Consider the following 25,683-nt stretch of genomic DNA (forward strand, 5'->3'; position numbering starts at 1 on the left):
CTTAACGGAAATTCCGCGCCACGGTGTCGATCATCTCGCGGCCGGAGTAGTAGTCGATACGGAACGAACTCGGGCCCAGGGCGTAGACCCGCTTGTGGATCACTGCCGGCAGGTTGGCCAGCACCGGGTCATTGAGAAAGGCCCGGACGTCGGCGTCGGTGGCGCTAAGGAGGAAGACGCTGTCCCCGGCGATCGCCGCGGAAAGGTTCTCGCGGGAAATGAACGCCACGTCGGAGCTGCGTTGCACCTGGGACTCCAGGGCAGCCGGCAGGCCGCTGACCTTGAAGCCCAGGGCATTCAGCACCCGCGCCTGCGGGCTGTTTTCCCGGGCGATGGAGTAGCTGCCGCCGATGTTGTAGCCGACCACGCTGACACTGCCGCTGGCGGGCTTGAGGGTTGCGGCGACTTCGGCGGTGTAGTCGTCGAAGCGCTTGATGGCCGCGGCCGCCTGGGCTTGCAGACCGGTCTGGCGACCCAGTTCGGTGGCGATGTCCTGCCAGCTCTGGTTGGAGTAGTTGATCACCGTGGTGCGGATGCCCTGGGCTTCCAGCTCGCCCTGGTGCTGGATCACGCTGTCGGCGCCGGTGGCGGAGATCACCAGCAGGTCCGGGTCCTGGCCGATCACCGCTTCGATATCGAAGACCAGGTTCTTGTAGAGGACTTCGACGCCGCGCTCATCGGCGACCTTCGCCCATTGGGTGAAGAAGCCCTTGGCGTCGGACAGGCGACTGGGCGTGGTGGCGGCACTGGCCACCAGCGGGGCGTTCATCGCCAAAAGGATGCCGGTGACGCTGGGGGTGGTCGAGACGATGCGCTTCGGCGTTTCCACCGCCTGGGCCAGGCCGGCCATCAGGGCCAGGGTGGTGGCGGCGAGGCGCAGTAGAGGAGTCAGGGTTTTCATTGGGCAGGTTCAGGTCCGCTGTCTGGTCGGGCCAATCGCTGGCAAGCCAGCTCCCACAAGGTTCAGCAGCGCTGCGGACCCTGTGGGAGCTGGCTTGCCAGCGATTGGGACACCACGAATTCAAGGGTAACGATACGATTGAGAGGCTTTCGCATTCCATATTGCGGAATAAGTTCCACGCATGCAATACTGCCGCGCCATCATCCTCAAGGAATCCCCGCCATGACGCACCGCCTGCGGGCCGATGCGCTGACCCTGCGCTATGAGCAGCGGACCCTCTCCAGCGACCTGAGCATCGCCATCCCCGACGGCTCCTTCACCGTGATCGTTGGTCCCAATGCCTGCGGCAAGTCCACCCTGTTGCGTGCCCTCTCCCGCCTGCTGGTGCCGAGCGCCGGCGAGGTGCTGCTCGATCAGCGTCCGATCCGTGAATTCCCGGCCCGGGAAGTGGCGCGGATCCTCGGCCTGCTGCCACAGAGCGCAACGGCGCCAGACGGCATCACCGTGGCCGACCTGGTGGCGCGCGGGCGCTATCCGCACCAGTCGTTCCTGCGACAGTGGTCGAAAGCGGACGAGCAGGCGGTGCAGGACGCGATGCAGGCGACGGGGGTGGAGGAACTGGCCGAGCGGCCTTTGCACGAATTGTCAGGCGGCCAACGCCAGCGGGTGTGGATCGCCATGGTCCTGGCGCAGCAGACGCCGATCCTGTTGCTCGACGAGCCCACCACCTACCTGGATATCGCTCATCAGATCGAGTTGCTGGAGTTGCTGGCCGAACTGAACCGCCAGGGCCGGACCATCGTCGCGGTGCTCCACGAACTGAACCAGGCCTGCCGCTATGCCACGCACCTGGTGGCGATGAAGGATGGCGAGATCGTTGCCAGCGGGGCGCCGGCGCAGGTGTTTACCGAGGCGTTGGTGGAGCGGGTGTTCGGGCTGGAGGCGTTGATCATCGAGGATCCGGTGACGGGGACGCCGATGTTGGTGGCGAAGGGGCTGGCCCGGAGTCGCTCTTAAGGGCCTCATCGCTGGCAAGCCAGCTCCCACAGGTCTTGTGTGCGCCGCGAACCCTGTGGGAGCTGGCTTGCCAGCGATGAGGCCGGATGCATCACCACAACCCTGAAGCCGCCCCACCCGTCGCCTGATTCACCACCCCCGCCTCCCTGAACAGCGCATCCCGGTCCTCGGGCGAATTCAAGCGCCCGAGATCCGTCACCGTAGTCATGCAGCACACAATCTCCCCCTGCGCATCGAACACCGGCGCAGCCTGCCCAGTGACGTTCGACAGCAGGTGACTGGTCAGCTCCGCCCAGCAGCTGTTGCGCACTTCGTCCAGCACCGCCTTGCTCGGCGGCGTGCCGCGGAAATGCGCCGGCTGCTGCTTGCGCGCCGCATCGATGGTGGCCTTGGGCAGGAACGCCTGGAACACCAGCCCGCAGGCGGTGTTGTCCAGCGGCAGGATATCCCCCAGCGCCAGCGGGTTCACCGAGAAATACGCGCTGCGATACCAGCGCACCAGGGTCGGCCCGCGCTCCGTCCAGATCGCCACGCCACCACTGGCCGCCTGGCGGTGGGCCAGGGCCTTCATGTGGCTGGCGGCGATTTCCACCGCATCCACCCGCTTCAGCGCAGCAATGCCAATGCTCAGCGCCGTCGGCCCGAGGTCATAGAGCCCCGTGGCCGGATCCTGCCGGGCCAGGCCTTCCTTGACCAGGCTTTGCAGATAGCGGTGGGTGGTGGACCCGCCGGTATTGGTGCGCCGGGCCACTTCACCCAACGCCAGCTCGCGCTCGGCACTGGCCAGCACTTGGAGAAAACGCGTGGCGATGGCCACCGACTGGATAGTGCCAGAGCGCTTTTCGCCGGGGGCTTGCGGGGCGTCGTCCAGGGTGGACTCGTCGTTGTTCAAATGACCTCTCCTCAGGCTTGGTTTCCGTCGCGCTGGGCATGATACCGATTTTGCCCGAGGCAAAAAGCACAAACCACATTGCGGAATGAATTCTTTATTGAGGAATGTGATGGCTGCGTGATAGCCTTTCGGCAAATCGCAACCATTCTCATTCAGGAGCAGTACCCTTGAAGCCCTACTCCCCTCTCACCCTCACCGGCGGATTCAGCGTCCTGACCCTGTCGACCCTGCTCGGCGCCACGTCGGCCATGGCGGAACCCGCCAGCCTGACCTTCGAGCCGATCGTGATCACCGGTGAAAAAGTCGAGCGCGAACTGAAGGACACCGCCTCTTCGGTGACGGTGAAGACCGGGCAGGAAATCGACAAGGAAAAGACCGGCAGCTCCACCGTCACCGAAGTGCTCAACGACGTGCCCAACGTGATCTACACCGACAGCGTCGGCGCCCCGGTGATCCGCGGCATGGACAGCCAGGGCCCGAACAACGGGCAGAACGTGTTCTGGGGCGGCACCGTGCCGCGGGCGACCATCAACCTCGACGGCCACTACCTGAACTACAACGAGATGTACTTCGGCGCCACCTCGGTCTGGGACCTGGACAGCATCGAGGTCTTCCGCGGCCCGCAGACCACCTCGCAAGGCGCCAATGCCATTGCCGGGGCGATCATCGTCAATACCAAGGACCCGAGCTTCACCCCCGAAGCCGCCTACCAGGCCGAAGTCGGCAACTACGACTCGCACCGCACCTCACTGATGGCCTCCGGGCCGCTGATGGGCAATGACCTGGCCGGGCGGATCACCGTGGATCACTCGGCCCGCGACACCTTCATCGACTACACCAACCCGAATTTCCAGAAAGGCAAGGCGGACAAGAACTTCAGTTCCATCACCGCACGCGCCAAGCTGCTCTGGCTGCCCAGCGCCCTGCCCGGGCTGGAAGCCAAGTACACCTTCTCCCACGGCGACGCCAACCGCCCGAGCCAGGAAGCTGCGGCGGCGCCGTACCACAAGCTGGAACACACCACGACCACCATGCCGAGCTGGGAGCAGTCGACCAACACCAGCATCCTCGATGTCAGCTACGACTTCGACAACGGCCTCAAGCTGCTCAACCAGGCGCAGTACTCGCTGTCCCATGTGCAGCGCTACACCGGGATTCCCGGCAACGGCGACGCCGATATCCAGCAGAAGAGCCTGTCCAACGAAACCCGCCTGAACTTCGGCGACCAGGACAGCGCGGTCAGCGGCACCACCGGGATCTACGTGGCGAAGACCAAGTCCGACGAGAGCCTGCTGCTCAGCGGGCTGTCCACCTTCGATGACCGCAAGGAAAACCTCGGCGTGTTCGGCGATGTCAGCTACCGCCTGACCGACCGCTGGACCCTCGGCAGCGGCCTGCGCTACCAGGAAGACCGCATCGAACGCGAAGGCCGCTCGGTACTGGCGCCGACTCCGCTGGACTACGAAAAGACCTTCTCTGCCCTGCTACCCAAGCTGTCCCTGGCCTTTGCCGTGACCCCGGACTGGACCGTCGGCGGCATGGTCAGCCGTGGCTACAACCCGGGCGGCGTGGCGCTGAACCTGACCACCCGCAACTGGATGTCGTTCAAGGAAGAGTCGGTGTGGAACTATGAGCTGTTCACCCGCGCCAGCCTGCTCGACGACCGTCTGCAACTGAGCGGCAACCTGTTCTACATGGACCACAAGGATGCCCAGTACAACATCCCGGTGGTGATCTCCACCGGCATCACCCAGTCCTACACCATCAATGCCGAGAAGGCCCACGCCTACGGACTGGAACTCAGCGCCGACTACCGGGTGCTGGACAACCTGACCCTGAAAGCCAGCGCCGGCACCCTGCGCACGCGGATCGACAGGATCTCCGGCAACGACAGCTACGAGGCCAATGAATTCGCCCGTTCGCCGGGCTACAGCCTGAGCTTCGGGCCGAGCTGGGATGTCACCGACAGGCTGAACGTCTCGGCCCAGGTGCGGCACGTGGATGGCTACTACTCGGACACCGCCAACACCAAGGCCTATGCCGTGGACGCCTACACCCTGACCGATATGCGCATGGGCTACCGCTACAGCAAGGAAGTGGAGCTGTATGGCTATGTGAAGAACGTCTTCGATGATCGGTCGCCGCTGTACATGCAGCAGAACCGCGGGATAGGCGGGACGGAGGCGAGCATGACCACGCCGCGGATGTTCGGGGTCGGGGTCAAGGGTTCCTTCTAAATCGTCAGAGCACCGCTTGACCCTGTGGGAGCTGGCTTGCCAGCGATAGCTATGGTGAATTCACTACAGCAATCGCTGGCAAGCCAGCTCCCACAGGGGTCTGTGTAAAGCCATCAAAGGATTTCTCAATGACCCACCGCAAGCTCCACATCGGCCTCTCCCTCGCCCCCACCTGGCTCAGCGGCGACGGCTGGCGGCGCGACAACAGCAATATCGAGCACCTCTTCAGCGCCGATTTCGCCATCGACCTGGCCCGTCGCGCCGAAGCCGCGCACCTGGACTTCGTGTTCCGCCCCGACGTCAGCAGCCTGGCCGTTGAAGTGATGGAACACGCTCCCGGCTTCGCCAGCCTCGACCCCACCGTGCTGCTCGCCGCCGTCGCCCAGGCAACCACCCATATCGGCCTGGTCTCCACCGTCTCCACCACCTTCTACCCGCCCTACGTGGTGGCCCGGCAACTGCAATCCCTGCACTGGATCAGCAAGGGCCGGGTCGGCTGGAACATCGTCACCGCCCTGCAGGGCCACGAGAACTTCGGCCTGGAGCGCATGCCCGACGCCGAGCAGCGCTACCAACGCGCCGCCGAGTTCACCGAACTGGTCCGGCAACTGTGGGCCAGCTTCCCCAACGAGGCGCTGAAGCTCGACCGCGCCGCCGGTCAATACGCCGACACCTCGCTGATCCACCCGGTCAACCACGAAGGCCCCCACTTCAAGGTCAAGGGCCCGCTCAACCTGCCGGCCTTCGGCGGCGCGCGGATTCCCCTGGTGCAGGCTGGTGCGTCGGAATCCGGGCGCGACTTCGCCGCCTCGGTGGCCGACCTGGTGTTCTCGCCGACCCCGGATATCGAGGCCGCCATCGACCTGCGCCAGGACCTGTCACGCCGCGCCGAGGCCCATGGCCGCGATCCCCGGGATGTCCGCCTGCTGCCCGGCCTGAGCCTGTACCTGGCGCCGACCCGGGAAGAAGCCCGCGCCCTGTTCATGCAAACCCATGCCCGCCTCGACCGCCAGCGCAAGTTCGCCTCGATCAAGGAAATGACCGGCCTCGACCTCAGCGACTGGCCGGCGGATCGCCCGGTGACCCGTGACGACCTGCCGCCGCCCTTGGCCAAGACCAACAGCCGCACCCACACCAGCCTGCTGCGCCGCCTGATCGAGCGGGAGTCGCTGACCGTAGATCAGCTGTTGCTGAAGCCGGAAGTGATCTCGGCCGCCCACTGGCAGGTGATCGGCACGGTGGACGACGCGGTAGCGAGCATCGTCGAGTGGGCTGAGGCCGGGGCCATGGACGGGTTTATCGCGGCGCCCGGCGGCTCGGTGGAATCGGTGCACCTGTTCCTTGAGCAGGTGATGCCACGGCTGGTGGAACTGGGCCTGTTCCGCAAGGCCTACAGCGGTGCGACCTTTGTCCATCATCTGGAGGAGGACTAACCTCCCTGCCCGCCCGGCGGCCGCGGGTGAAAGGACAAGACTTCCCGGCGAAAAACCGGATAATGGCCGCCAAAATCGATTCGCCCGCTACGGAACCCGCATGGAAATCAAGGTCAATTTTCTCGACAACCTCCGACTCGAAGCCAAGTTCGACGACTTCACGGTGATCGCCGATCAGCCCATCCGCTACAAGGGCGACGGCTCGGCACCGGGTCCGTTCGATTACTTCCTGGCCTCCTCGGCGTTGTGCGCGGCCTATTTCGTCAAGCTGTACTGCCAGACCCGCGACATCCCCACGGATAACATCCGCCTGTCGCAGAACAACATCGTCGACCCGGAAAACCGCTACAACCAGATCTTCAAGATCCAGGTCGAGCTGCCGGCGGATATCTCCGAGAAGGACCGCCTGGGCATCCTCCGCTCCATCGACCGCTGCACCGTGAAGAAAGTGGTGCAGACCGGCCCCGAGTTCATCATCGAGGAGGTCGAGAACCTCGATGCCGACGCCCAGGCCCTGCTGATGCCGGGCCTGGACGGCGAGACCCGCACGCTCATCCCGGGCAAGGACCTGCCGCTGGAGCAGACCATCGCCAACATGTCGGAGATCCTCGCGGGCCTGGGCATGAAGATCGAGATCGCCTCCTGGCGCAATATCGTGCCCAACGTCTGGTCCCTGCATATCCGCGATGCGCAGTCGCCGATGTGCTTCACCAACGGCAAGGGTTCGAGCAAGGAAAGCGCGCTGGCCTCGGCCCTGGGCGAGTTCATCGAGCGGCTGAACTGCAACTTCTTCTACAACGACCAGTTCTGGGGCGAGGAAATCGCCAATGCCGGGTTCGTGCATTACCCGAACGAGCGCTGGTTCAAGCCAGGGCGCAAGGACGCCCTGCCGAAAGAGCTGCTCGACGAGTACTGCCTGGCGATCTACAACCCGGACGGCGAACTGCTCGGCTCGCACCTGTACGACACCAACTCGGGCAATATCGAGCGCGGCATCTGCTCGCTGCCTTATGTGCGCCAGTCCGACGGCGAGGTGGTGTACTTCCCGTCGAACCTGATCGAGAACCTCTACCTGAGCAACGGCATGAGCGCCGGCAACACCCTGGTGGAAGCCCAGGTGCAGTGCCTGTCGGAGATCTTCGAACGGGCGGTGAAGCGCGAGATCCTCGAAGGCGAACTGGCCCTGCCGGATGTGCCGCAGGAGGTCATCGCCAAGTACCCGGGCATCCTCGCCGGTATCCAGGGCCTGGAAGAACAAGGCTTCCCGGTGCTGGTCAAGGACGCCTCCCTGGGCGGTGAATTCCCGGTGATGTGCGTGACCCTGATGAACCCGCGCACCGGTGGTGTGTTCGCCTCCTTCGGCGCCCACCCGAGCTTCGAGGTGGCGCTGGAGCGCAGCCTCACCGAACTGCTCCAGGGCCGCAGCTTCGAGGGCCTCAACGACCTGCCGCAGCCGACCTTCGAAAGCCATGCGCTGATGGAGCCGAACAACTTCGTCGAGCACTTCATCGACTCCAGCGGTGTGGTCTCGTGGCGTTTCTTCAGTGCCAAGTCCGATTTCGAGTTCGTCGAGTGGGACTTCTCCGGCCAGGGCGAAGACTCCAACGCCGAGGAAGCCGCGACCCTGTTCGGCATCCTCGAAGGCATGGGCAAGGAGGTCTACATGGCCACCTACGACCATCTGGGCGCCCCGGCCTGCCGCATCCTGGTGCCGGGCTACTCGGAAATCTACCCGGTGGACGACCTGATCTGGGACAACACCAACAAGGCCCTGTTCTTCCGCGAGGACATCCTCAACCTGCACAGCCTCGACGACGATGCCCTGGAAAGCCTGCTGGAGCGCCTGCTGGAGTCGGAGCTGGACGAATACACCGAGATCAAGACGCTGATCGGCGTCGAGTTCGACGACAACACCGTATGGGGCCAGCTCACGGTGCTGGAACTGAAGATCCTGATCCAGGTGGCGCTGAAGAAGTTCGACGATGCCAAGGAACTGGTGGAGATGTTCCTGCAGTACAACGACAACACCGTCGAGCGCGGGCTGTTCTACCAGGCGCTCAACGTGGTGCTGGAAGTGGAGCTGGACAGCGACCTGGAAATGGCCGACTACGAGGTCAACTTCCGCCGCATGTTCGGCAATCCGCGGATGGATGCGGTGCTGGCCTCGGTCGAAGGCAGCCTGCGCTTCCACGGCCTGACCCCGACCAGCATGAAGCTGGAAGGCCTGGACCGGCATCTGCGGTTGATCGAGAGCTACAAGAAGCTGCATGCGGCTCGGGCGGCAAAAGCCTGATTCTGTAGTGTTCTCTCGGGCCTCATCGCTGGCAAGCCAGCTCCCACAGGGTTCAGCAGCGACGCGGACACTGTGGGAGCTGGCTTGCCAGCGATAGGGCCCTCAGCAACAACACACCTCCCGGAACCAAACCCCTCCCCCACGAATCTCTCCGAATGACCCCTTTGCATTTCGGAGACCCTCCCCGTGGACGACAGCGTGATGAACGGCTACCAGCTCGGCGAACCGCAACGGGACGCCGGCGGCTGGCTGCCGCTGGAAGGCTACGCCGCCCTCGGCGACGGTCGCTCGGTGGCCCTGGTGGGCTGGGACGGCTCGGTGGACTGGTGGTGCGTGCCGCACATGGACTCCCCACCGCTGTTCGACCGCCTGCTTTCGCCCCTTGAAGGCGGCCGCTTCGCCATCACCCCCGAGGGCAAGTACCGCATCGAACGCCGTTACCGGCCCGGCAGCAACGTCCTGGAAACCCTGGTCATCGGCGCTACCGGCCGCGCCCTCCTCACCGAATCCCTCAACAGCGGCCCCGCCGGCCGTCTGCCCTGGGGCGAACTGGCAAGGCGCATCGAAGTGCTCGAAGGCCAGATGGACTTCGCCATCCGCATCGACTTCGGCACCCAGGCCGATACCGTCAGCCCCTTCCTGGCCGCCAACCACAACGGTTGCGTCTTCCATGCCGGGCACATCCTCGGCCTGGTCTGCTACGACAAGGCCCTGCTGGACGTCGAACGCAAGGACGATCTCGGCCTGCGCGCCCGTCTCAGCCTCAAGGCCGGGGAAAAGACCCTGCTGGCGATCATCTGCGGCCGCGACGAACCGCTGGTGGTGCCGCCGCTGGACCTGATCGACGCGCGGATCGACGGTTCCCACCGCGAATGGAAGCAATGGAGCGACGGCCTGAACTATGAAGGCGCCTACCAACCCCTGGTGATCCGCAGCGCGCTAGCGCTGAAACTACTGCTGTCCTCGTCCACCGGCTCGATCATGGCCGCCGCCACCACCTCCCTGCCAGAACGTATCGGCGGGCCGAAGAACTGGGACTACCGCTTCGCCTGGGTGCGCGATGCCGGCTACACCATCGAGGCGTTTCTGGGTATCGGTGCCGAACTGGAAGCCAAGGCGGCCTTTACCTGGCTGCTGCACCGCCTTGGCGAGCACGGTCCGCAGGTGCTCTTCACCCTCGAAGGCGACCTCGCCAAGGGCACCCGCCCGGTGCACCTGCCCGGCTACAAGAACTCGCCGCCACAGATCGGCAATGACGCGGTGAACCAGACCCAGCACGGCATCTTCGGCGATATCTTCCAGACCGCACGCTGTTTCATCGACTGCGGCAATATCCTCGATTCGGTCAGCGCGCGGATCCTCTCCGGCATCGCCGACCAGTGCGCCGATCGCTGGCGCAAGCCGGACTCCGGTATCTGGGAACTGCCGGACGAGCAGCATTACACCCTGTCCAAGATCGCCTGCTGGCAGGCCCTGAGCCGGGCGGTGGAGCTGGCCGACGACGGCCACCTGCCGACCACCTGCCGCGATCGCTGGGACCGCGAGCGCCAGCGCGTGCATGACTGGATCGAGAAACACTGCTGGAGCGAGAAACTGCAGGCCTACCAGTTCTACCCCGGCAGCGAACAGCTGGATGCCTCGGTGGCCCTGGCCGTGCACTTCGGTTATCCGACGCGGGAGCGCCTGAACAGCACCCTGGATGCCATCCAGCGCGAACTGGGCTGCGGCGCCTTCCACTATCGCTACAGCGAGGTGTATCGCGAGGAAGGCTGCTTCCTGGCCTGCACCTTCTGGCTGGTCGAGGCCCGTGCCCTGCTCGGTCAACGGGAGGACGCGACCCGGGCCTTCGAGGCGGCGGTCATGGGGCTGGCCCATGGGGTGGGGATCTATGCGGAGATGATCGATCCAAACAGCGGCGAGTACCTGGGCAACCTGCCCCAGGGCCTGACCCACCTGGCCCTGATTCGCGCCGCACTGGCCATTGGCGGCCAGGAGCACACGGGTTGAGGGTCAGGACGGGGACTGCTTGTCGGTCGCGATCTTGCCGCTGATTTCCAGGCCCCAGTCGCCGTGCTCGTACCAGTCCTCGCCGAGCATCTCGGCGGGGTGCATGGTGCGGTCGGCGCCGTTGCCGCAGGCCAGCTCGGCCGTAGCGCAGTAGCGGTCGCAACCCCAGCAGATGCGCTCGGGGTGCTTGGGATTGACGGGAAACGGCTTGGCCATGGTGGGCTCCCTGCTGGGTTGGGGCAGTATCACCCTACTCCGCTGGATGGCCCGGGATATTGATACGCGTCACTCCAGCACGGGGCGCAGGAAGGTCCGCTCATAGCTGAGGATGAACTTCAGTTGTACCGCCTTGGCTACCGCCGCCATGCACTCGGGATCGGTCTCCGCCTGCTTGCGGTACTGCTCGTACTCTGCAAGCCCGGGGAAGCTGAACAGGCAGTAGGCGATGTTGTTGGCACCTTCGGCAGGCAGGAAATAGCCGTGGTGCTGGCCACCGAGGCGCTGGACCAGGCGGATCCACTGGCGGCCGTAGTCTTCGAAGGCCGGTAGCTGATAGGGGTCGATGATGTAGCGAACCTGGCAGGTGATCATGAGTAGTCCTTGGGGATGAAGGACTCAAGTGTATTGACCGGAGGCGTTCCGGCCTTGAACAAAGTTGCTGTTCTTTCGGGCCTCATCGCTGGCAAGCCAGCTCCCACAGTGTCCGCGGCGCCGCTGAACCCTGTGGGAGCTGGCTTGCCAGCGATGAGGCCCGAAAGAGCGACACCAGCCATTCCTGCGGAAAACGGATAGAACCGCCCCCCGCCTCTGACCAAGACTAGTCACGCGCCCACCGGCCCACGCCGGTCGCGTGCCTTCCAACTAACCCGTCAGAGGTTTGCATGAACACCCCCGCGCATCAGCTGAGCACCTGGCTGAAGCAACACCAGATCACCGAAGTCGAATGCATTGTCAGTGACCTCACCGGCATCGCCCGCGGCAAGATTTCCCCCACCAACAAGTTTCTCGCCGAAGGCGGCATGCGCCTGCCGGAGAGCGTCCTGCTGCAAACCGTCACCGGCGATTTCGTCGAGGACGAGATCTACTACGACCTGCTGGACGAGGCGGACATCGATATGTTCTGCCGCCCCGACCCGGAGGCGATCTTCCTGGTGCCCTGGGCCATCGAGCCCACCGCGATGGTGATTCATGACACCTACGACAAGCGCGGCAACCCCGTCGAGCTGTCGCCGCGCAACGTGCTCAAGCGCGTGCTGCGCCTGTACACCCAGAAAGGCTGGACGCCGATCGTCGCGCCGGAAATGGAGTTCTACCTGACCAAGCGCAGCAGCGACCCGGACTTCCCCCTGGAAGCGCCAATCGGCCGCTCGGGCCGCCCGGAAAGCGGACGCCAGAGTTTCTCCATCGATGCCGCCAACGAATTCGACCCGCTGTTCGAAGACGTCTACGACTGGTGTGAAGCCCAGGGCCTGGACCTCGATACGCTGATCCACGAAGACGGCCCGGCGCAGATGGAGATCAACTTCCGCCACGGCGACGCCCTCAGCCTGGCCGACCAGATCACCGTGTTCAAGCGCACCATGCGCGAAGCCGCACTCAAGCACAACGTGGCGGCGACCTTCATGGCCAAGCCGATCACCGACGAGCCGGGCAGCGCCATGCATATCCACCAGAGCGTGGTGGATAGCGAGTCGGGCCGGAACATCTTCGTCAACGAAGACGGCAGCATGAGCGAGCTGTTCCTCAACTACATCGGCGGCCTGCAGAAGTACATTCCCAAGGTGTTGCCGATGTTCGCGCCGAACGTCAACTCGTTCCGCCGCTTCCTGCCGGACACCTCGGCGCCGGTCAACGTCGAGTGGGGCGAAGAGAACCGCACCGCCGGCCTGCGCGTACCGCCGTCCTCGCCGGAAGCCATGCGCGTGGAAAACCGCCTGCCGGGCGCCGACGCCAACCCGTACCTGGCCATCGCCGCCAGCCTGCTGTGCGGCTACCTGGGCATGGTCGAGAAGATCGAACCAAGCGCACCGGTCCAGGGCCGCGCCTATGAGCGCCGCAGCCTGCGCCTGCCGATCACCATCGAGGACGCCCTGGCAGCGATGGAGAACTGCGAGGTGCTGGAACAGTACCTGGGCCGCAAGTTCGTCCAGGGCTATGTCGCGGTGAAACGCACCGAGCACGAGAACTTCAAGCGCGTGATCAGCTCGTGGGAACGCGAGTTCCTGCTGCTCAGCGTCTGACATCGATCGCCCCGCCGCACACAATAAAAACGGATCAGGAGTCGCCATGAAGCTGTTGCAACGTCTTGCCCCTCTCGCCCTGCTCGCCGCGCCGCTGCTGGCCAGCGCGCAGCCCAGTGTCAGCATCTACAACTGGACCGACTACATCGCCCCGGACACCCTCGCCGGCTTCGAGGGTGCCACCGGGATCAAGCCGGTGTACGACGTCTTCGACTCCAACGAGACCCTGGAAGGCAAGCTGCTGGCGGGCAAGACCGGCTACGACATCGTCGTACCGTCCAACCACTTCCTGACCCGCCAGGTGGACGCCGGGGTGTTCCTCGAACTGGACCGCAGCAAGCTGCCGAACTGGAAGCACATGGACCCGGCGCTGCTCAGGCTGCTCGAACAGAACGACCCCGGCAACCGCCACTCGGTGCCCTACCTGTGGGGCACCAACGGCATCGGCTACAACGTCGACAAGGTCAAGGAAGTGCTGGGCGTCGACCATATCGACTCCTGGGCCACCCTGTACGAGCCGGAGAACCTGAAGAAGCTGCAGAAGTGCGGCGTGGCCTTCATGGACTCTGCCGACGAGCTGATCCCGTCGATCCTCAACTACCTGGGCCTGGACCCCAACAGCACCAACGCGGCCGACTACGCCAAGGCGGAAAAGCGCCTGCTGGAACTGCGCCCCTACGTCACCTACTTCCACTCCTCCAAGTACATCTCGGACCTGGCCAACGGTGATATCTGCGTGGCGTTCGGCTTCTCCGGCGATGTGCTGCAGGCGGCCAACCGCGCCCGCGAGGCCGGCAACGGGGTGAAGATCGCCTACAGCATTCCCAAGGAAGGCAGCAACCTGTGGTTCGACCTGATCGCGATTCCCGCCGACGCGAAGAACCCCGACCAGGCCCTGGCCTTCATCAACTACGTGATGGAGCCGAAGGTGATCGCCGGAATCAGCGACTATGTGGGTTACCCTAACGCCAATGCCGACTCCAGGCCGTTCATCGACCCCGAGACCCTGAACAATCCCGAGGTCTATCCGCCCCAGGCGGTGCTGGACAAGCTGTATATCTCCAAGGCCCCGTCGCCGAAGATCATGCGCCTGATGACCCGCAGCTGGAGCAAGGTCAAGTTCAACCAATGAGTCGAGATCCCTTGATGATGCAAAGCGCTGAGCATGCGGCGTCGTACTACGCCGCCACCGCCCGCGACAGCCAGCCCTACCCTGCGCTGGACGGCGAGATCCAGGCCGATGTGTGCGTGATCGGTGGCGGCCTGACCGGGGTCAACACCGCCCTGGAGCTGGCCTTGCGCGGGCACTCGGTGGTGCTGCTGGAGGCCCGGCGCATCGGCTGGGGCGCCAGCGGGCGCAATGGCGGGCAGCTGATTCGTGGCATCGGCCACGATGTCAGTGGCTTCGCCAAATATGTCGGCGAAGAAGGCGTGCGCTATCTGGAGCGGGCCGGGGTGGATTCGGTGACCCTGGTCGCCGAACGCATCGACGAGTTCGCTATCGACTGCGATCTGCGCTGGGGCTTCTGCGAACTGGCCAATACCCCGGCGCAGTTCGCGGCGATGGGTGAAGAGTACGAGTCACTGGCAAGTTCGGGGTATCCGCACCCGATCGAGCTGGTGGAGCCGAAGCGCATGCACCAGGTGGTCGCCAGCGACTGCTATGCCGGCGGGCTGATCGACATGGGCTCGGGGCATCTGCACCCGCTGGACCTGGTCACCGGCGAAGCCCGGGCGGCCAGCCGGCTGGGGGTGAAGATCTTCGAGCAGAGCCCGGTCGTACGGATCGAGCATGGAAACCAGGTGGTGGTGCACTGCGCCCATGGCCGGGTGCGGGCGGACAGCCTGGTGCTGGGCTGCAATGCCCATCTCGATGAGCTGGAGCCGAAGCTGAGTGGCAAGGTGCTGCCGGCGGGGAGCTATGTGATCGTTACCGAGCCATTGTCCGAGGCCGTGGCGTCCAGCCTGATTCCGCTGAACCTGGCGCTGTGCGACCAGAAGGTCGGCCTGGACTACTACCGGCTCACGGCGGACCGGCGCTTGCTGTTCGGCGGCGCCTGTCACTATTCCGGGACCGACCCCAAGGATATCGGCGCCTATATGCGGCCGAAGATGCTCAAGGTCTTCCCGCAGTTGGCAGATGTGCGCATCGACTATCAGTGGGGCGGGATGATCGGCATCACCGCCAACCGCTTCCCGCAGGTCGGGCGGCTGGCGCAGCATCCGAACGTGTTCTTTGCCCAGGGGTATTCGGGGCATGGACTGAATGTCACGCACTGGAGCGCGAAGCTGCTGGCGGAGGCGATTTCGCTCGGGCAGAGCAAGGGGCTGGATGTGTTCGGCGCGGTGCCGCACCTGACCTTCCCCGGGGGCAAGCTGTTGCGCTCGCCGCTGCTGGCGCTGGGGATGTTGTGGTATCGGGTGAAGGAGATGGTTGGCTGATTGATGTGGTGTATTTGATGGCCTCATCGCTGGCAAGCCAGCTCCCACAGTGTCCGCGGCGCCGCTGAACCCTGTGGGAGCTGGCTTGCCAGCGATGAGGCCCTGAAAACCGGCACAAGGCCCCAAGCCCTCACCCCCGCTTCAGCGTCTCCTTCGGATATTCCCCGAACAACCCATGGTACGACTGGGAAAACCGCCCCAGGTGCCAGAACGACCAGCGCATCGCCACCTCGGCCACGGTCACCTGCCCCGGGTCCGCCGCCAGCAGGTCCCTTCTCACCGCATTCAAGCGCCGGTTACGCAGCCACACCGTCGGCGGCATATCGGCATAGCGCAGGAACGATTGCTGCAGATGCCGCACCGAGACCCCCGCCGCATCCGCCAGGTCCTGCACGCCGAAACTGTCCTGCGGGCAGTCGTTGACCACCTCCTTGACCCGCTCCACCACCCGGCGCATATGGCATTCCGCCCGCCCGCGCCCGCCCACGTCCATGGCCTCGTCGAGCAACTGGAAGCAACCATCGGCGATCTGCCGGGCAAACCCCGGCGCATCCACATCCACCTCTCCGCGCACCGCTTCGGCGAGCACGCCACTGAGTGAGCTGGCGAAGGCATTGCAGCCACTGGAACGCAGCGGCTGCAGGACCAGCCGACGAAACTCCGCCGCCGAACGCTGCCAGGTCGCCGGCTGCTTCAACACCACCGCCACTTCGCGGTAATTCTCGGGGGTGACCCAGGCATTGCGGGTCTGGCCGTCGAGCAGGTAGAGGGCGTTGTCGCTCATGTCGAAGCTGAACACCAGGGCATCGGCCGGCGCATGGAATTCCTGCTCGACCCGCAGGTTCATGCGCTCCTCGTACAACTCGACGCCCGCCGTCTCGGCATGCACAAGACGCCCCTGGAAACGCCCGGCAGACATCTGCGTGTACTGCTCCTGCCAGCCCGGCAGGGCGACGCGGTGCTCGTTCACCTCCTGCGCCTCCAGCACCCTGATCGTCATAGCCCACATCCCATATTGTTAATTTTATTAATCATCAGGTTAGTTCCGGACGGCTTTCGTGCGCAAGACGGATAGAGACCATAGGTCGCAAAGCCATAAATTAAGCCTGTTCACGACACAAAACCGAGTCACGAACAGGCTTCACCCAAAAAAAATAAGTAAGACCAATAACCAGTTAGTGCACATCTGCCATCAAGAATAATAAACGGAGCGGAGCACATGAAAGCAACCACCAGGCGCCTCGGCGCGCTTCTGGCCCTGGGTCTGACACTGCCGGTCCAGGCCATCGAACTGAATGACGACTTCACCCTCGACGTACTGGTCGCGGCGATGAGCGATTACCGCACCGGCGGTGTCTCCCAGACCCTCAACCGCCCGGCCCTGCAACTCGACCTGAGCCTGCGGCACTCCAGCGGGCTGCTGCTCGGGGTGTTCACCTCCAACGTCGACTTCGACAGTGATACCCGTCGCGAATACGACTATTACGCCGGCATCGAGCACAGCTTCAACGAGGACATCGCCGCCTCGCTGATCTACTACGAGTACGACTACCCCAAGGACAGCGCCTTCAACTACGGCGAATGGATCGGCGTGCTCAGTGCCTGGAACGCCACCTTCGGCATGAAATACACCAAGGAAGTGAAGCCCTACGGCGATGACCGCAGCGTGCTCTGGGCCGGCTACCGCTTCGAGCTGCCCTGGGAAACCTCGCTGGACCTGCGCTACGGCTACTCCGACGCCAAGGACCCGGTCTACGTCAGCCACGACGGCAGCACCCGCAGCACCTACCACGACTGGGAAGTGGGCCTGAACAGGACCCTGCTGGATATCGACTGGCGCCTGGCCTATGTCGATACCGACCTGTCCAGGGCCGAATGCCAGTCCACCCAGGGCGTCGACGATATCTGCTCGGCGACCGTGATGCTCTCCGCTTCGAAGCTCTTCTGACCCAAGGAAACCGCCATGATCTTCCGTACCACGGCGCTGGCCGCCGCCCTGCTGTTCTGTGCCTGCGCGCACGCTGCCCAGGACATCCCCGGGCAGGACGTCAGCGACATTCCCGCCCGCCAGTGGCAGCCCTTCTGGGCCAAGCGCGAGACCGGCTACATCAAGACCGCCGACGGCACCGAACTGCGCTACTCCGCCCTGCTCCCGGCGACTTCGGGCAAGTTCCCGGTGCTGGTGCGCTACAGCGGCTACGACTCCGGCAGCATCGGCGGCAGCGCCTACCTGGCGGACGACGAGACCTTCTCGGTCGATCTCGACAAGCAACTGGTCGCCCTCGGCTATGCGGTAGTCGGCGTGCAGGCCCGGGGCAGCGGTTGCTCCCAGGGCACCTTCGACTTCCTCGGCCCGGCCTACGGCACCGATGGCCGCGATGCCGTGGAGTTCGTGGCGAAACAGGCCTGGTCCAATGGCAAGGTCGGCATGTTCGGCTGGTCCTGGTCGGGCATGTCGCAACTGATGACCGCCTCGGAGCGCCCCGCCAGCCTCAAGGCCATTGCGCCGGGCATGGTCCTCGGCGATGCCCGGGGCGACAGCTGGGCACCGGGCGGCGTGCCGGCGCCGGAATTCGTGACCGGCTGGCACTGGTACCTGGCCCAGCGCTGGGCAGCGGTCAAGGCCAGCGCGCAGAGCGAGAACGACAGCCGCTGCCTGGCCCAGCTGGCACGCAACGAGGCGGAGATCGGCAAGCATGCCCTGACCTACCAGTTGATCCGCCATCCGCTGCGGGACGAATGGACCGAACAGCGCAACATCCGCTCACGCACCCACCGCATCCAGGTCCCGGTGCTGTCCTTCGAGGCCTGGCAGGACGAAGCGGTGATGGCCCGCGAAGGCTATTACCACGAGACGCTCAAGCCCGAGCAACTGTGGACCGTGCAAACCAACGGCCCCCACGATATCTACGAAGCGACCCGTTTCCGCGACAAGCTGGTGGCTTTCTTCGACCACTTCGTCAAGGGCGAGGGCAACGGCTTCGACAAGACCGCGCACGTGGAAATCTGGCAGGAAACCACCAGCCCGAAACGCGACACGCCCCATGACCTGAACGAAACCGCGACCCCGGGCTGGGTCATCGAACGGCCGCGCCTGCCCCTGGACATCACCCCGCTGCGCTTCGCCCTGGCCGGCGACGGCAAGCTGCTGGAGAACGGCCAGCCCAGCGGCGAGCCGGACGAGTACACCTACCCGGTAGCCGGCCCGGACGTGAACACCTACGAGGAAGACAACGCCTGGGGCGCACAGAAGCCCGGCTGGAAGGACGGCAGCCTGGCCTACACCAGCGCGCCGTTGCAGCGCGATGTGCTCGGCTACGGCACGGCCAGCGCCGACCTCTGGCTGTCGACGCCGATGGGCCCGGACATGGACGTGCAGGTGACCCTGACCCAGTTGCTGCCTGACGGCCAGGAAGTCTTCGTGCAGCGCGGCTGGCTGCGCATGTCGTCGCGCAAGCTCGACGACCACAAGTCCACCGCCCTGCGCCCATGGCGCCTGGATACCCCGGACGCGGTCGAACCGATGCTGCCGGACACGCCAACCCTGGGCCGGGTGGAAATCCCGCCGTTCTCCCACCCGTTCCGTGCCGGTTCGCGCATCCGTATCTGGATCGATGCGCCGGGTCGCACCGGCGGCTACGGCTTCGACACCTTCGCCCTGCCCGCCCGGCCCAAGCTGCTGCACGACGCCGAACACCCGTCAGCGCTGGTGCTTGGCGAACTCAAGGGCGTCGCCATTCCCAAGGCCCAGCCGGCCTGCGACAGCCTGCTCAAGCAACCCTGCCGTCCCGACCCACTCAAATAAGGAAGCGCACTCATGAAAACAACCACGCACACCCTGCTGGTCACCGCCCTCGGCCTGCTCGTCGGCGTCGTCCAGGCCGGCGAACTCAAGGACAGCAAGCCGGACCGGGTCAAGACTGAGCTGGTCATGCAGATCAACGTCAAGCTCGGCGCCGACGAGGACATGGGCAAAGGTGCCGAAGGCCACCGGATCAACTACCCGATCATCGGCGGGCACTTCGTTGCGAGCGGGTTCAAGGGCGAGGTGATTCCCGGCGGCGCCGACATGTCGGTGGAGCGTAATGACGGGGTGACGAAGATCGATGCGCTCTATCGCCTCAAGACCGAAGACGGCCAGGTGATCATCATCCACAACTACGGGCTCTGGCGGCCGACCGCTGCGGGCCTTGCGAAACAGGCCAAGGGCGAGGAGCTGACCCAGGCCGACTTCTACTGCCGCACCGTGCCGAGCTTCAGCACCCCAGCGGGCAAGTACGACTGGCTGGAGGACTACACCTACGTCGGGACCATCGACGACGTGAATGACAAGGAGGTGCTGATCGGGGTTTACCGGGTGGACGGTGTGTAACGGCAGCGCAGCATAGGGGTGTCCACTCGTTTGCCCCCGCGATGTCAGGTCGCGGGGGCTTTTTTGTGCGTCACTGAACGTCGGCTGCCTCGTCGCGTATCCAGGCCATGAACGCCTCCACCTCAGGGCGCCGCGCCCCTTCCGCCAGGGTGACCAGGTAATAGGCAAACCGTGCCGGCCATGGCTTGTCCAGCACCTGCACCAGGCGTCCTGCAGCGATTTCCTCCGCCGCATATTGCTCGGGCACCAGCGCCAGCCCCTGCCCGGCCACGGCGGCGCGAATCAGCAGGTAATCGTCATCGAAGGCCGTCCCTCGTTCGGCTCGCGGGTCCTGGGCGACACCATGGGCGCCCAGCCACAACACCCAATCGGCGCGATCGGCGTCCTGCAGCAAAGGCCACTCCAGGCAATCCGCCGGTTCGACCAGGCCGGTCCGTGAAGCGAACAGCGTCGGGCTCGCCACCGGCAGCAGCACCGGAGCCATCAGTGGCTCGCAGGACAACCCCGGATAGTCGCCCAGTCCGTGGCGAATGGCGATATCCACCCGCTCCTGACGCAGGTCCACCAGTGCCCCCGAGGCCTCGACCCGCACCTCGATATGCCCGTGCCGCTCGGTGAAGCGGCCCAGTCGCGGAACCAGCCAGGAGGCGGCGAACGAGGGCACGGTACTGACCGTGACGGTCGGGCGCAGGCGGTCCGCTTCCAGCGTATGCAGGGCGCTCTCGATCTGTTCGAAGGCGGCCAGCAGTTGCGGCCAGACCTTCTGCCCGGCCTCGGTCAGGTGCATGCCATTGCGCCCGCGATTGAACAGCGGCACGCCGAGCCGCTCTTCCAGTTGGCGGATCTGCTGGCTGACCGCACCCGGGGTCACGCCGAGGGACTCGGCGGCGTGCTTGACGCTGCCGAAGCGCCCGACCTGGGTAAAGGCGCGCAGGGCCAGCAACGGAAGAATGCTGTTCATGGTTTAGTTTTTCTAAATTCAGGCTTCATGATTCATCGTTTTCCAGCATTGGCTTCATCAGGGAACATTGCCACAACGGAGTGCCTGGCAGTTTAGGCCAGCTCACTCCTCAAGCGAAACCGCCCCGAACAAGGATGCCGCCAATGCTTCACCTGTATACCGACAGCTCGCCCAACGGTTTCAAGATCACCATCGCCCTGGAGGAGCTCGGGCTGCCTTATCAGCTGCACCACGTCCGCATCGATAACGACGAACACCGCACGGCGGAATTCCTCGCGCTGAACCCGTACGGACGCATCCCGGTACTGCGCGATGACCAGCGCGATATCACGCTCTTCGAATCGGCCGCCATCCTGCTGTACCTCGCCGACCTCAGCGGGCAATTGCTGCCCGACACTGCGCGGGAGCGCTGGGAGGCGATCACCTGGCTGCAGTTCCATGCCGCCAGCGTCGGCCCGCTGCTCGGCCAGCGCGTGCACTTCGAGCTGTTTGCCGAGACGCCCCTGCCCGCCGCCATCGAGCGCTACCGGGCGCTGACCGAGGCGGCTTTCAGCGTGCTCGACCAGCGCCTGGCTACCCGCACCTGGTTGGCGGGAGAGCACTACTCCATCGCCGATATCGCGCATTTCGGCTGGAGCCATATCGCCCGGCTGGTGGGCTTCGACTTCAGCCATCACCGTCATCTCGATGCCTGGCACCAACGGGTCGCCGCCCGTCCGGCGGTGCAGCGCGGCATTGTCATTCCCGCACCGGCTACGGGTGCCTGAGGCACAAGGAAGGTCACTTATGAACGACGCGTTTGTTACTCCGCGCCTGACCGGCGCACCAATGGCCAGGTTCCACGGCCATCCCGGCTACCGGCGCATGTTCGCCCCCGAGCGCCTGACGCTCGGTCTGTTCCTGCCCCTGCGCTTTTACCAGGGGCGCATGGAGGTGCTGACGGGCCAGGCCGACCTGGCCAGCACGATCGACCGGCTTGGTTTCGCCGCCGTATGGGTCCGTGACGTACCTTTATACGATCCATCCTTCGGCGATGCGGGCCAGGTCTTCGATCCGTTCACCTACCTGGCCTTTCTTGCCGCGCGCACGCAGAACGTGGCGCTGGCGACCGGGAGTGCCATCTTTACCCTGCGCCACCCCATTGACCTGGCCAAGGCGGCGGCCAGCCTCGACCGACTGTCTGGCGGGCGTCTGGTGATGGGGATTGCGTCCGGCGACCGGCCAATCGAGTTTCCTGCCTACGGTATCGATCGTGCGCAGCGGGGGGAACGCTTCGCCGAAGCGGTGAGGTGCTTCCGTCAATTGCTGGGCCCTGGCCCCTTGACCCTGGATTCGCCACTCGGTCGCTTCACCGGGGCACAGCTGCTACCCGACCCGGCGACGGGAGGCATCCCGCTGATCGTCACCGGCTCGTCCGGCCAATCGCTGGAATGGATCGCCGAACATGCCGACGGCTGGCTCACCTACCCGGATGCGACCCACAACGAACGCGGGCCGCAACACCTGGCGGAAAAGATCCGTGCCTGGCGCGAGCTGATCCGCGACGGCGGCTTCCGACCGCATATGACCAATGAATGGCTGGATCTGGTCGATGATCCGGACTATCCACGCACACCGCTGCAAGGCGGCTATGTACTGCGAACCGGTCGCAAGGGCCTTCTTGATCTGCTCGAACGCTGGCAGGCGGCGGGAGTGAACCATGCGGCGCTGGGTATCCAGCACTCGCAAAGACCGCCCACCGAGGTCATCCAGGAACTGGCTGAAGAAGTGCTGCCGCACTTCCCTTCGCTGCCAGGGCCACCTGCGTTGCCAAGCGATTGGTAACGATCACTTCTGACTCAATGTCACCACCGAAACGCCGGAGGCGACGAAAGTCACCCCGGCGCCGATATTCAGGCCATTGACCACCCGTGGGCGGTTGCGAATGGCGTTGGTCAGTGCCGAGGCGAATACCCCCATCAAGGCGAAGCCGACGGCGGTGAGGAAAGCGAACCAGAGGCCATAGACGAACATCTGCACGGTCACCGAGCCCAGTTGCGGATTGACGAACTGCGGAATGAACGCCAGCACGAACAACCCCGGCTTGGGGTTCAGCGCCGCCGAGAGGAAGCCGGTAATGAAAATGCTGCGCAACGGTTGCTTCGCCGCCGGGGCGAAGTTGATCAGGTTGCGCGAGCGCAGCACCTTGATCCCCAGCCACAGCAGGTAGCCGGCGCCGATGATCTTCACCACCCAGAAGGCCACGGCAGAGGTCTGCATCAGCAGGGTCAGGCCCAGGGCTGCGGTGGTGGTGTGGAACAGGATGCCGGTGCCCGATGCAATGCCGGAAACGATGGCGGCCAGGCGGCCCTGGCTCAGGCCGCGCCCGATGGCCAGGAGATTGTCGGGGCCGGGGGCGATCACCAGCAGCAGGCAGGCGGCGGTATAGGCGAGCCAGATGTCGATGGGGAACATTACATCCTCCTTGATGTGTGGAAAGGTCCAGGGTGATGGGACTTTAACCTGATTTGCATAGCAACGCGGACCCTGTGGGAGCGGGTTTACCCGCGATTGCTATGGTGAATTCACCGACGTAATCGCGGGTGAACCTGCTCCCACAAGGTCCGCGCAGATCGGACCTGCGCCTTGTTTCCAACTAAGTCGCTGTTTAAAAACGCTTTTCTTTGCAAAAAATACTTCCCACCCGTAACAAATCTTGTTAAATTGCCGCCCATCCCGCGACGGACACACAGTGACCAGCAGCGGGATCTGCATCAGGACAAGCTTTTGTCCGTCGCAACAGGGGCGTCGCCAAGCGGTAAGGCAGCAGGTTTTGATCCTGCCATGCGTTGGTTCGAATCCAGCCGCCCCTGCCATTTTTTCTTCTATTCTCTCCCTCCTCTCCTGATTCCGGTGCTCAAGCACACGGCGATCGACTGTTCATATTTTTCTACACACTCAACGGATACAGTGCGGCCTATCGGCTAAATCACTGGGTTTGCATCGCGCCCCATTCCCTTGTTGATCGCCAAGTGTTAAAAATATCACCCGCTTTAGGCCTAGCCGTTGTGTAAAACCACACAACGGGGTATCCAACGAGAAAACAATTTGAAAAGCGTGATGTCCCTGCGTGAGGGAATCCCCTTCCCTGTTACCTGTCAGCCACCGGAGCAAGCTGCATGATCGAGGTCACCGAAGTTTCCATTGCCCAACTGCGTGCCGCGCTCGAGTCCGGCCAGACCACGGCGGTCGAGCTGGTCAAGGCCTACCTTGCCCGGATCGATGCCTACGATGGCGCAGACACGCCGACCGCACTGAACGCGGTGGTGGTGCGCAATGCCGAGGCCTTGAACGAAGCCGCTGCCTCCGATGCCCGTCGCGCCCGCGGTGAAACCCTCGGCCCGCTGGACGGCATTCCCTACACCGCCAAGGACAGCTACCTGGTCAAGGGCCTGACCGCCGCCTCCGGCAGCCCGGCCTTCGCCAGCCTGATGGCCTACCGGGACGCCTTCACCATCGAGCGCCTGCGCGCTGCCGGGGCGATCTGCCTGGGCAAGACCAACATGCCGCCGATGGCCAATGGCGGGATGCAGCGCGGTGTCTATGGCCGTGCGGAAAGCCCGTACAACGCCGCCTATCTGACCGCGCCGTTCGCCTCCGGCTCGTCCAACGGTGCCGGTACCGCCACCGCCGCCAGCTTCTCCGCCTTCGGCCTGGCCGAGGAAACCTGGTCCAGCGGTCGTGGCCCGGCGTCGAACAACGGCCTGTGCGCCTACACCCCGTCCCGTGGGGTGATCTCGGTACGCGGCAACTGGCCGCTGACCCCGACCATGGACGTGGTGGTGCCTTACGCGCGGACCATGGCCGACCTGCTGGAAGTGCTGGATGTGGTGGTCGCCGAAGACACCGACACCCGCGGCGACCTGTGGCGCCTGCAACCCTGGGTGCCGATCCCGAGCGTGGCCTCGGTGCGCCCGGCGTCCTATGCCGAACTGGCCGTGGGCGCCAGCGACCTGGCTGGCAAGCGCCTCGGTGTGCCGCGCATGTACATCAATGCCGACGAAGCCGCCGGCACCTCCGAGGAACCGGGTATCGGCGGCCCGACCGGCCAGCGCATCAATACCCGCGCTTCGGTGATCGACCTGTGGAAACAGGCCCGCCAGGCGCTTGAAGCGGCCGGTGCGGAAGTGATCGAGGTGGACTTCCCGCTGGTATCCAACTGCGAGGGTGATCGCCCGGGTGCGCCGACCGTGTTCAATCGCGGCATCGTTTCCAAGGAGTTCCTCCACCACGAACTCTGGGACCTGACCGCCTGGGCCTTCGACGACTTCCTGCAGGCCAATGGCGATCCGCAGCTGAACCGCCTGGTGGATGTCGATGGACCGAAGATCTTCCCCCACGACCCGGGCACCCTGCCCAACCGTGAAGGTGATCTGGCTGCGGGCATGGACGAATACGTGAAGATGGCCGAACGCGGCATCACCCCGTGGAACGAGATCTCCACCGTGCCGGACGGCCTGCGCGGCCTGGAAGCGACCCGCAAGCTGGACCTCGAAGACTGGATGGACGCGCAGGGTCTGGACGCGGTGCTGTTCCCGACCGTGGCCGATGTTGGCCAGGCGGATGCCGACGTCAACCCGGAGTCGGCGGATATCGCCTGGAGCAACGGCATCTGGGTGGCCAACGGCAACCTGGCGATCCGTCACCTGGGCGTGCCGACCGTCACCGTACCGATGGGCGTGATGGCCGATATCGGCATGCCGGTGGGCCTGACCTTTGCCGGCAAGGCTTATGACGATTCGAACCTGCTGAAGCTGGGGGCGGCGTTCGAGGCTACCGGCAACCGCCGGATGATTCCGCCGCGTACGCCTAAGCTCTAAAGCCCAACACGGACCCTGTGGGAGCGGGT

21 protein-coding genes and 1 tRNA gene are annotated in these 25,683 nt (G+C 64.6%); 15 read left to right on the forward strand and 7 right to left on the reverse strand.

Annotated features, from left to right (window positions below; genetic code table 11):
• Position 1: 1 nt before the first annotated feature.
• Positions 2-901: a Fe2+-enterobactin ABC transporter substrate-binding protein gene (gene fepB / locus PSEMO_RS12705; protein ID WP_075803428.1), complete on the reverse strand. Its 900-nt coding sequence runs from the start codon at positions 899-901 to the stop codon at positions 2-4.
• A 222-nt stretch (positions 902-1,123) separates the two neighbouring features.
• Between fepB and PSEMO_RS12710 the strand changes: the two genes are divergently transcribed.
• On the forward strand, positions 1,124-1,918 hold the full coding sequence (locus tag PSEMO_RS12710) for an ABC transporter ATP-binding protein (protein ID WP_075803429.1): 795 nt from the start codon (positions 1,124-1,126) through the stop codon (positions 1,916-1,918).
• A 91-nt stretch (positions 1,919-2,009) separates the two neighbouring features.
• Here PSEMO_RS12710 and PSEMO_RS12715 read toward each other — a convergent pair whose 3' ends face one another.
• Positions 2,010-2,789 carry an IclR family transcriptional regulator gene (locus PSEMO_RS12715; protein WP_178391995.1) on the reverse strand — a complete coding sequence of 260 codons (780 nt, stop codon included), beginning with the start codon at positions 2,787-2,789 and terminating at the stop codon, positions 2,010-2,012.
• Positions 2,790-2,977: 188 nt separating this feature from the next.
• On the opposite strand from PSEMO_RS12715, the gene PSEMO_RS12720 reads away from it, so the two are divergent.
• The 4 genes from PSEMO_RS12720 to PSEMO_RS12735 all read left to right on the forward strand — a co-directional run bounded on the left by PSEMO_RS12720 (position 2,978) and on the right by PSEMO_RS12735 (position 10,780).
• Positions 2,978-5,047 (forward strand): TonB-dependent receptor, encoded by a 2,070-nt coding sequence (locus tag PSEMO_RS12720; RefSeq protein WP_075803431.1) that lies wholly within the window; start codon positions 2,978-2,980, stop codon positions 5,045-5,047.
• Positions 5,048-5,175: 128 nt separating this feature from the next.
• Positions 5,176-6,480, forward strand: a complete 1,305-nt coding sequence (locus PSEMO_RS12725; protein WP_075803432.1) for an NtaA/DmoA family FMN-dependent monooxygenase — start codon at positions 5,176-5,178, stop codon at positions 6,478-6,480.
• Between the two features lie 100 nt (positions 6,481-6,580).
• On the forward strand, positions 6,581-8,773 hold the full coding sequence (locus PSEMO_RS12730; RefSeq protein WP_075803433.1) for an OsmC domain/YcaO domain-containing protein: 2,193 nt from the start codon (positions 6,581-6,583) through the stop codon (positions 8,771-8,773).
• Positions 8,774-9,022: 249 nt separating this feature from the next.
• Positions 9,023-10,780, forward strand: a complete 1,758-nt coding sequence (locus PSEMO_RS12735; protein ID WP_075803487.1) for a glycoside hydrolase family 15 protein — start codon at positions 9,023-9,025, stop codon at positions 10,778-10,780.
• Positions 10,781-10,783: 3 nt separating this feature from the next.
• Here PSEMO_RS12735 and PSEMO_RS12740 read toward each other — a convergent pair whose 3' ends face one another.
• Both PSEMO_RS12740 and PSEMO_RS12745 read right to left on the reverse strand, forming a co-directional pair.
• The gene (locus tag PSEMO_RS12740; RefSeq protein WP_075803434.1) at positions 10,784-10,996 is read right to left on the reverse strand and encodes a DUF3079 domain-containing protein; all 213 of its coding nucleotides are present in this window, start codon (positions 10,994-10,996) and stop codon (positions 10,784-10,786) included.
• Between the two features lie 69 nt (positions 10,997-11,065).
• Positions 11,066-11,371 carry an NIPSNAP family protein gene (locus PSEMO_RS12745; protein ID WP_075803435.1) on the reverse strand — a complete coding sequence of 102 codons (306 nt, stop codon included), beginning with the start codon at positions 11,369-11,371 and terminating at the stop codon, positions 11,066-11,068.
• Between the two features lie 290 nt (positions 11,372-11,661).
• Here PSEMO_RS12745 and PSEMO_RS12750 point away from each other — a divergent pair, with 290 nt between their 5' ends.
• The 3 genes from PSEMO_RS12750 to PSEMO_RS12760 are packed head-to-tail and all read left to right on the forward strand — an operon-like array spanning position 11,662 to position 15,462.
• Positions 11,662-13,020 (forward strand): glutamine synthetase family protein, encoded by a 1,359-nt coding sequence (locus tag PSEMO_RS12750; RefSeq protein WP_075803436.1) that lies wholly within the window; start codon positions 11,662-11,664, stop codon positions 13,018-13,020.
• 46 nt (positions 13,021-13,066) lie between these two features.
• Positions 13,067-14,152, forward strand: a complete 1,086-nt coding sequence (locus tag PSEMO_RS12755) for a polyamine ABC transporter substrate-binding protein (RefSeq protein ID WP_075803437.1) — start codon at positions 13,067-13,069, stop codon at positions 14,150-14,152.
• A gap of 14 nt (positions 14,153-14,166) precedes the next feature.
• A complete protein-coding gene (locus PSEMO_RS12760; RefSeq protein ID WP_075803438.1) occupies positions 14,167-15,462 on the forward strand; it encodes an NAD(P)/FAD-dependent oxidoreductase in 1,296 nt (431 codons plus the stop codon).
• Between the two features lie 130 nt (positions 15,463-15,592).
• Here PSEMO_RS12760 and PSEMO_RS12765 read toward each other — a convergent pair whose 3' ends face one another.
• Complete coding sequence (locus PSEMO_RS12765) at positions 15,593-16,462, reverse strand: helix-turn-helix domain-containing protein (protein ID WP_075803439.1); 870 nt, start codon at positions 16,460-16,462, stop codon at positions 15,593-15,595.
• A gap of 219 nt (positions 16,463-16,681) precedes the next feature.
• Between PSEMO_RS12765 and PSEMO_RS12770 the strand changes: the two genes are divergently transcribed.
• The 3 genes from PSEMO_RS12770 to PSEMO_RS12780 are packed head-to-tail and all read left to right on the forward strand — an operon-like array spanning position 16,682 to position 19,834.
• Positions 16,682-17,410, forward strand: coding sequence for a TorF family putative porin (locus PSEMO_RS12770; protein WP_075803440.1), 729 nt, complete (start codon positions 16,682-16,684; stop codon positions 17,408-17,410).
• A gap of 15 nt (positions 17,411-17,425) precedes the next feature.
• Positions 17,426-19,267 (forward strand): CocE/NonD family hydrolase, encoded by a 1,842-nt coding sequence (locus tag PSEMO_RS12775; RefSeq protein WP_075803441.1) that lies wholly within the window; start codon positions 17,426-17,428, stop codon positions 19,265-19,267.
• A 12-nt stretch (positions 19,268-19,279) separates the two neighbouring features.
• Complete coding sequence (locus tag PSEMO_RS12780) at positions 19,280-19,834, forward strand: DUF3237 domain-containing protein (RefSeq protein WP_075803442.1); 555 nt, start codon at positions 19,280-19,282, stop codon at positions 19,832-19,834.
• Positions 19,835-19,904: 70 nt separating this feature from the next.
• Here the strand turns inward: PSEMO_RS12780 and PSEMO_RS12785 are convergent, their stop codons facing one another.
• Positions 19,905-20,795 carry a LysR substrate-binding domain-containing protein gene (locus PSEMO_RS12785; protein WP_075803443.1) on the reverse strand — a complete coding sequence of 297 codons (891 nt, stop codon included), beginning with the start codon at positions 20,793-20,795 and terminating at the stop codon, positions 19,905-19,907.
• 134 nt (positions 20,796-20,929) lie between these two features.
• On the opposite strand from PSEMO_RS12785, the gene PSEMO_RS12790 reads away from it, so the two are divergent.
• Together PSEMO_RS12790 and PSEMO_RS12795 are read left to right on the forward strand one after the other, a co-directional pair.
• Positions 20,930-21,562 (forward strand): glutathione S-transferase family protein, encoded by a 633-nt coding sequence (locus PSEMO_RS12790; RefSeq protein WP_256721115.1) that lies wholly within the window; start codon positions 20,930-20,932, stop codon positions 21,560-21,562.
• Between the two features lie 19 nt (positions 21,563-21,581).
• The gene (locus PSEMO_RS12795; protein WP_075803445.1) at positions 21,582-22,619 is read left to right on the forward strand and encodes an LLM class oxidoreductase; all 1,038 of its coding nucleotides are present in this window, start codon (positions 21,582-21,584) and stop codon (positions 22,617-22,619) included.
• 3 nt (positions 22,620-22,622) lie between these two features.
• Here PSEMO_RS12795 and PSEMO_RS12800 read toward each other — a convergent pair whose 3' ends face one another.
• Positions 22,623-23,249: a LysE family translocator gene (locus PSEMO_RS12800; protein WP_075803446.1), complete on the reverse strand. Its 627-nt coding sequence runs from the start codon at positions 23,247-23,249 to the stop codon at positions 22,623-22,625.
• A gap of 326 nt (positions 23,250-23,575) precedes the next feature.
• Here PSEMO_RS12800 and PSEMO_RS12805 point away from each other — a divergent pair.
• Both PSEMO_RS12805 and PSEMO_RS12810 read left to right on the forward strand, forming a co-directional pair.
• A tRNA-Gln gene (locus PSEMO_RS12805) sits at positions 23,576-23,650 on the forward strand.
• 303 nt (positions 23,651-23,953) lie between these two features.
• Positions 23,954-25,654, forward strand: coding sequence for an amidase (locus tag PSEMO_RS12810; RefSeq protein WP_075803447.1), 1,701 nt, complete (start codon positions 23,954-23,956; stop codon positions 25,652-25,654).
• The last annotated feature ends 29 nt before the right edge of the window (positions 25,655-25,683 follow it).

It is taken from the genome of Pseudomonas putida (assembly GCF_001941965.1).
GTDB lineage: Bacteria > Pseudomonadota > Gammaproteobacteria > Pseudomonadales > Pseudomonadaceae > Aquipseudomonas > Aquipseudomonas putida_L.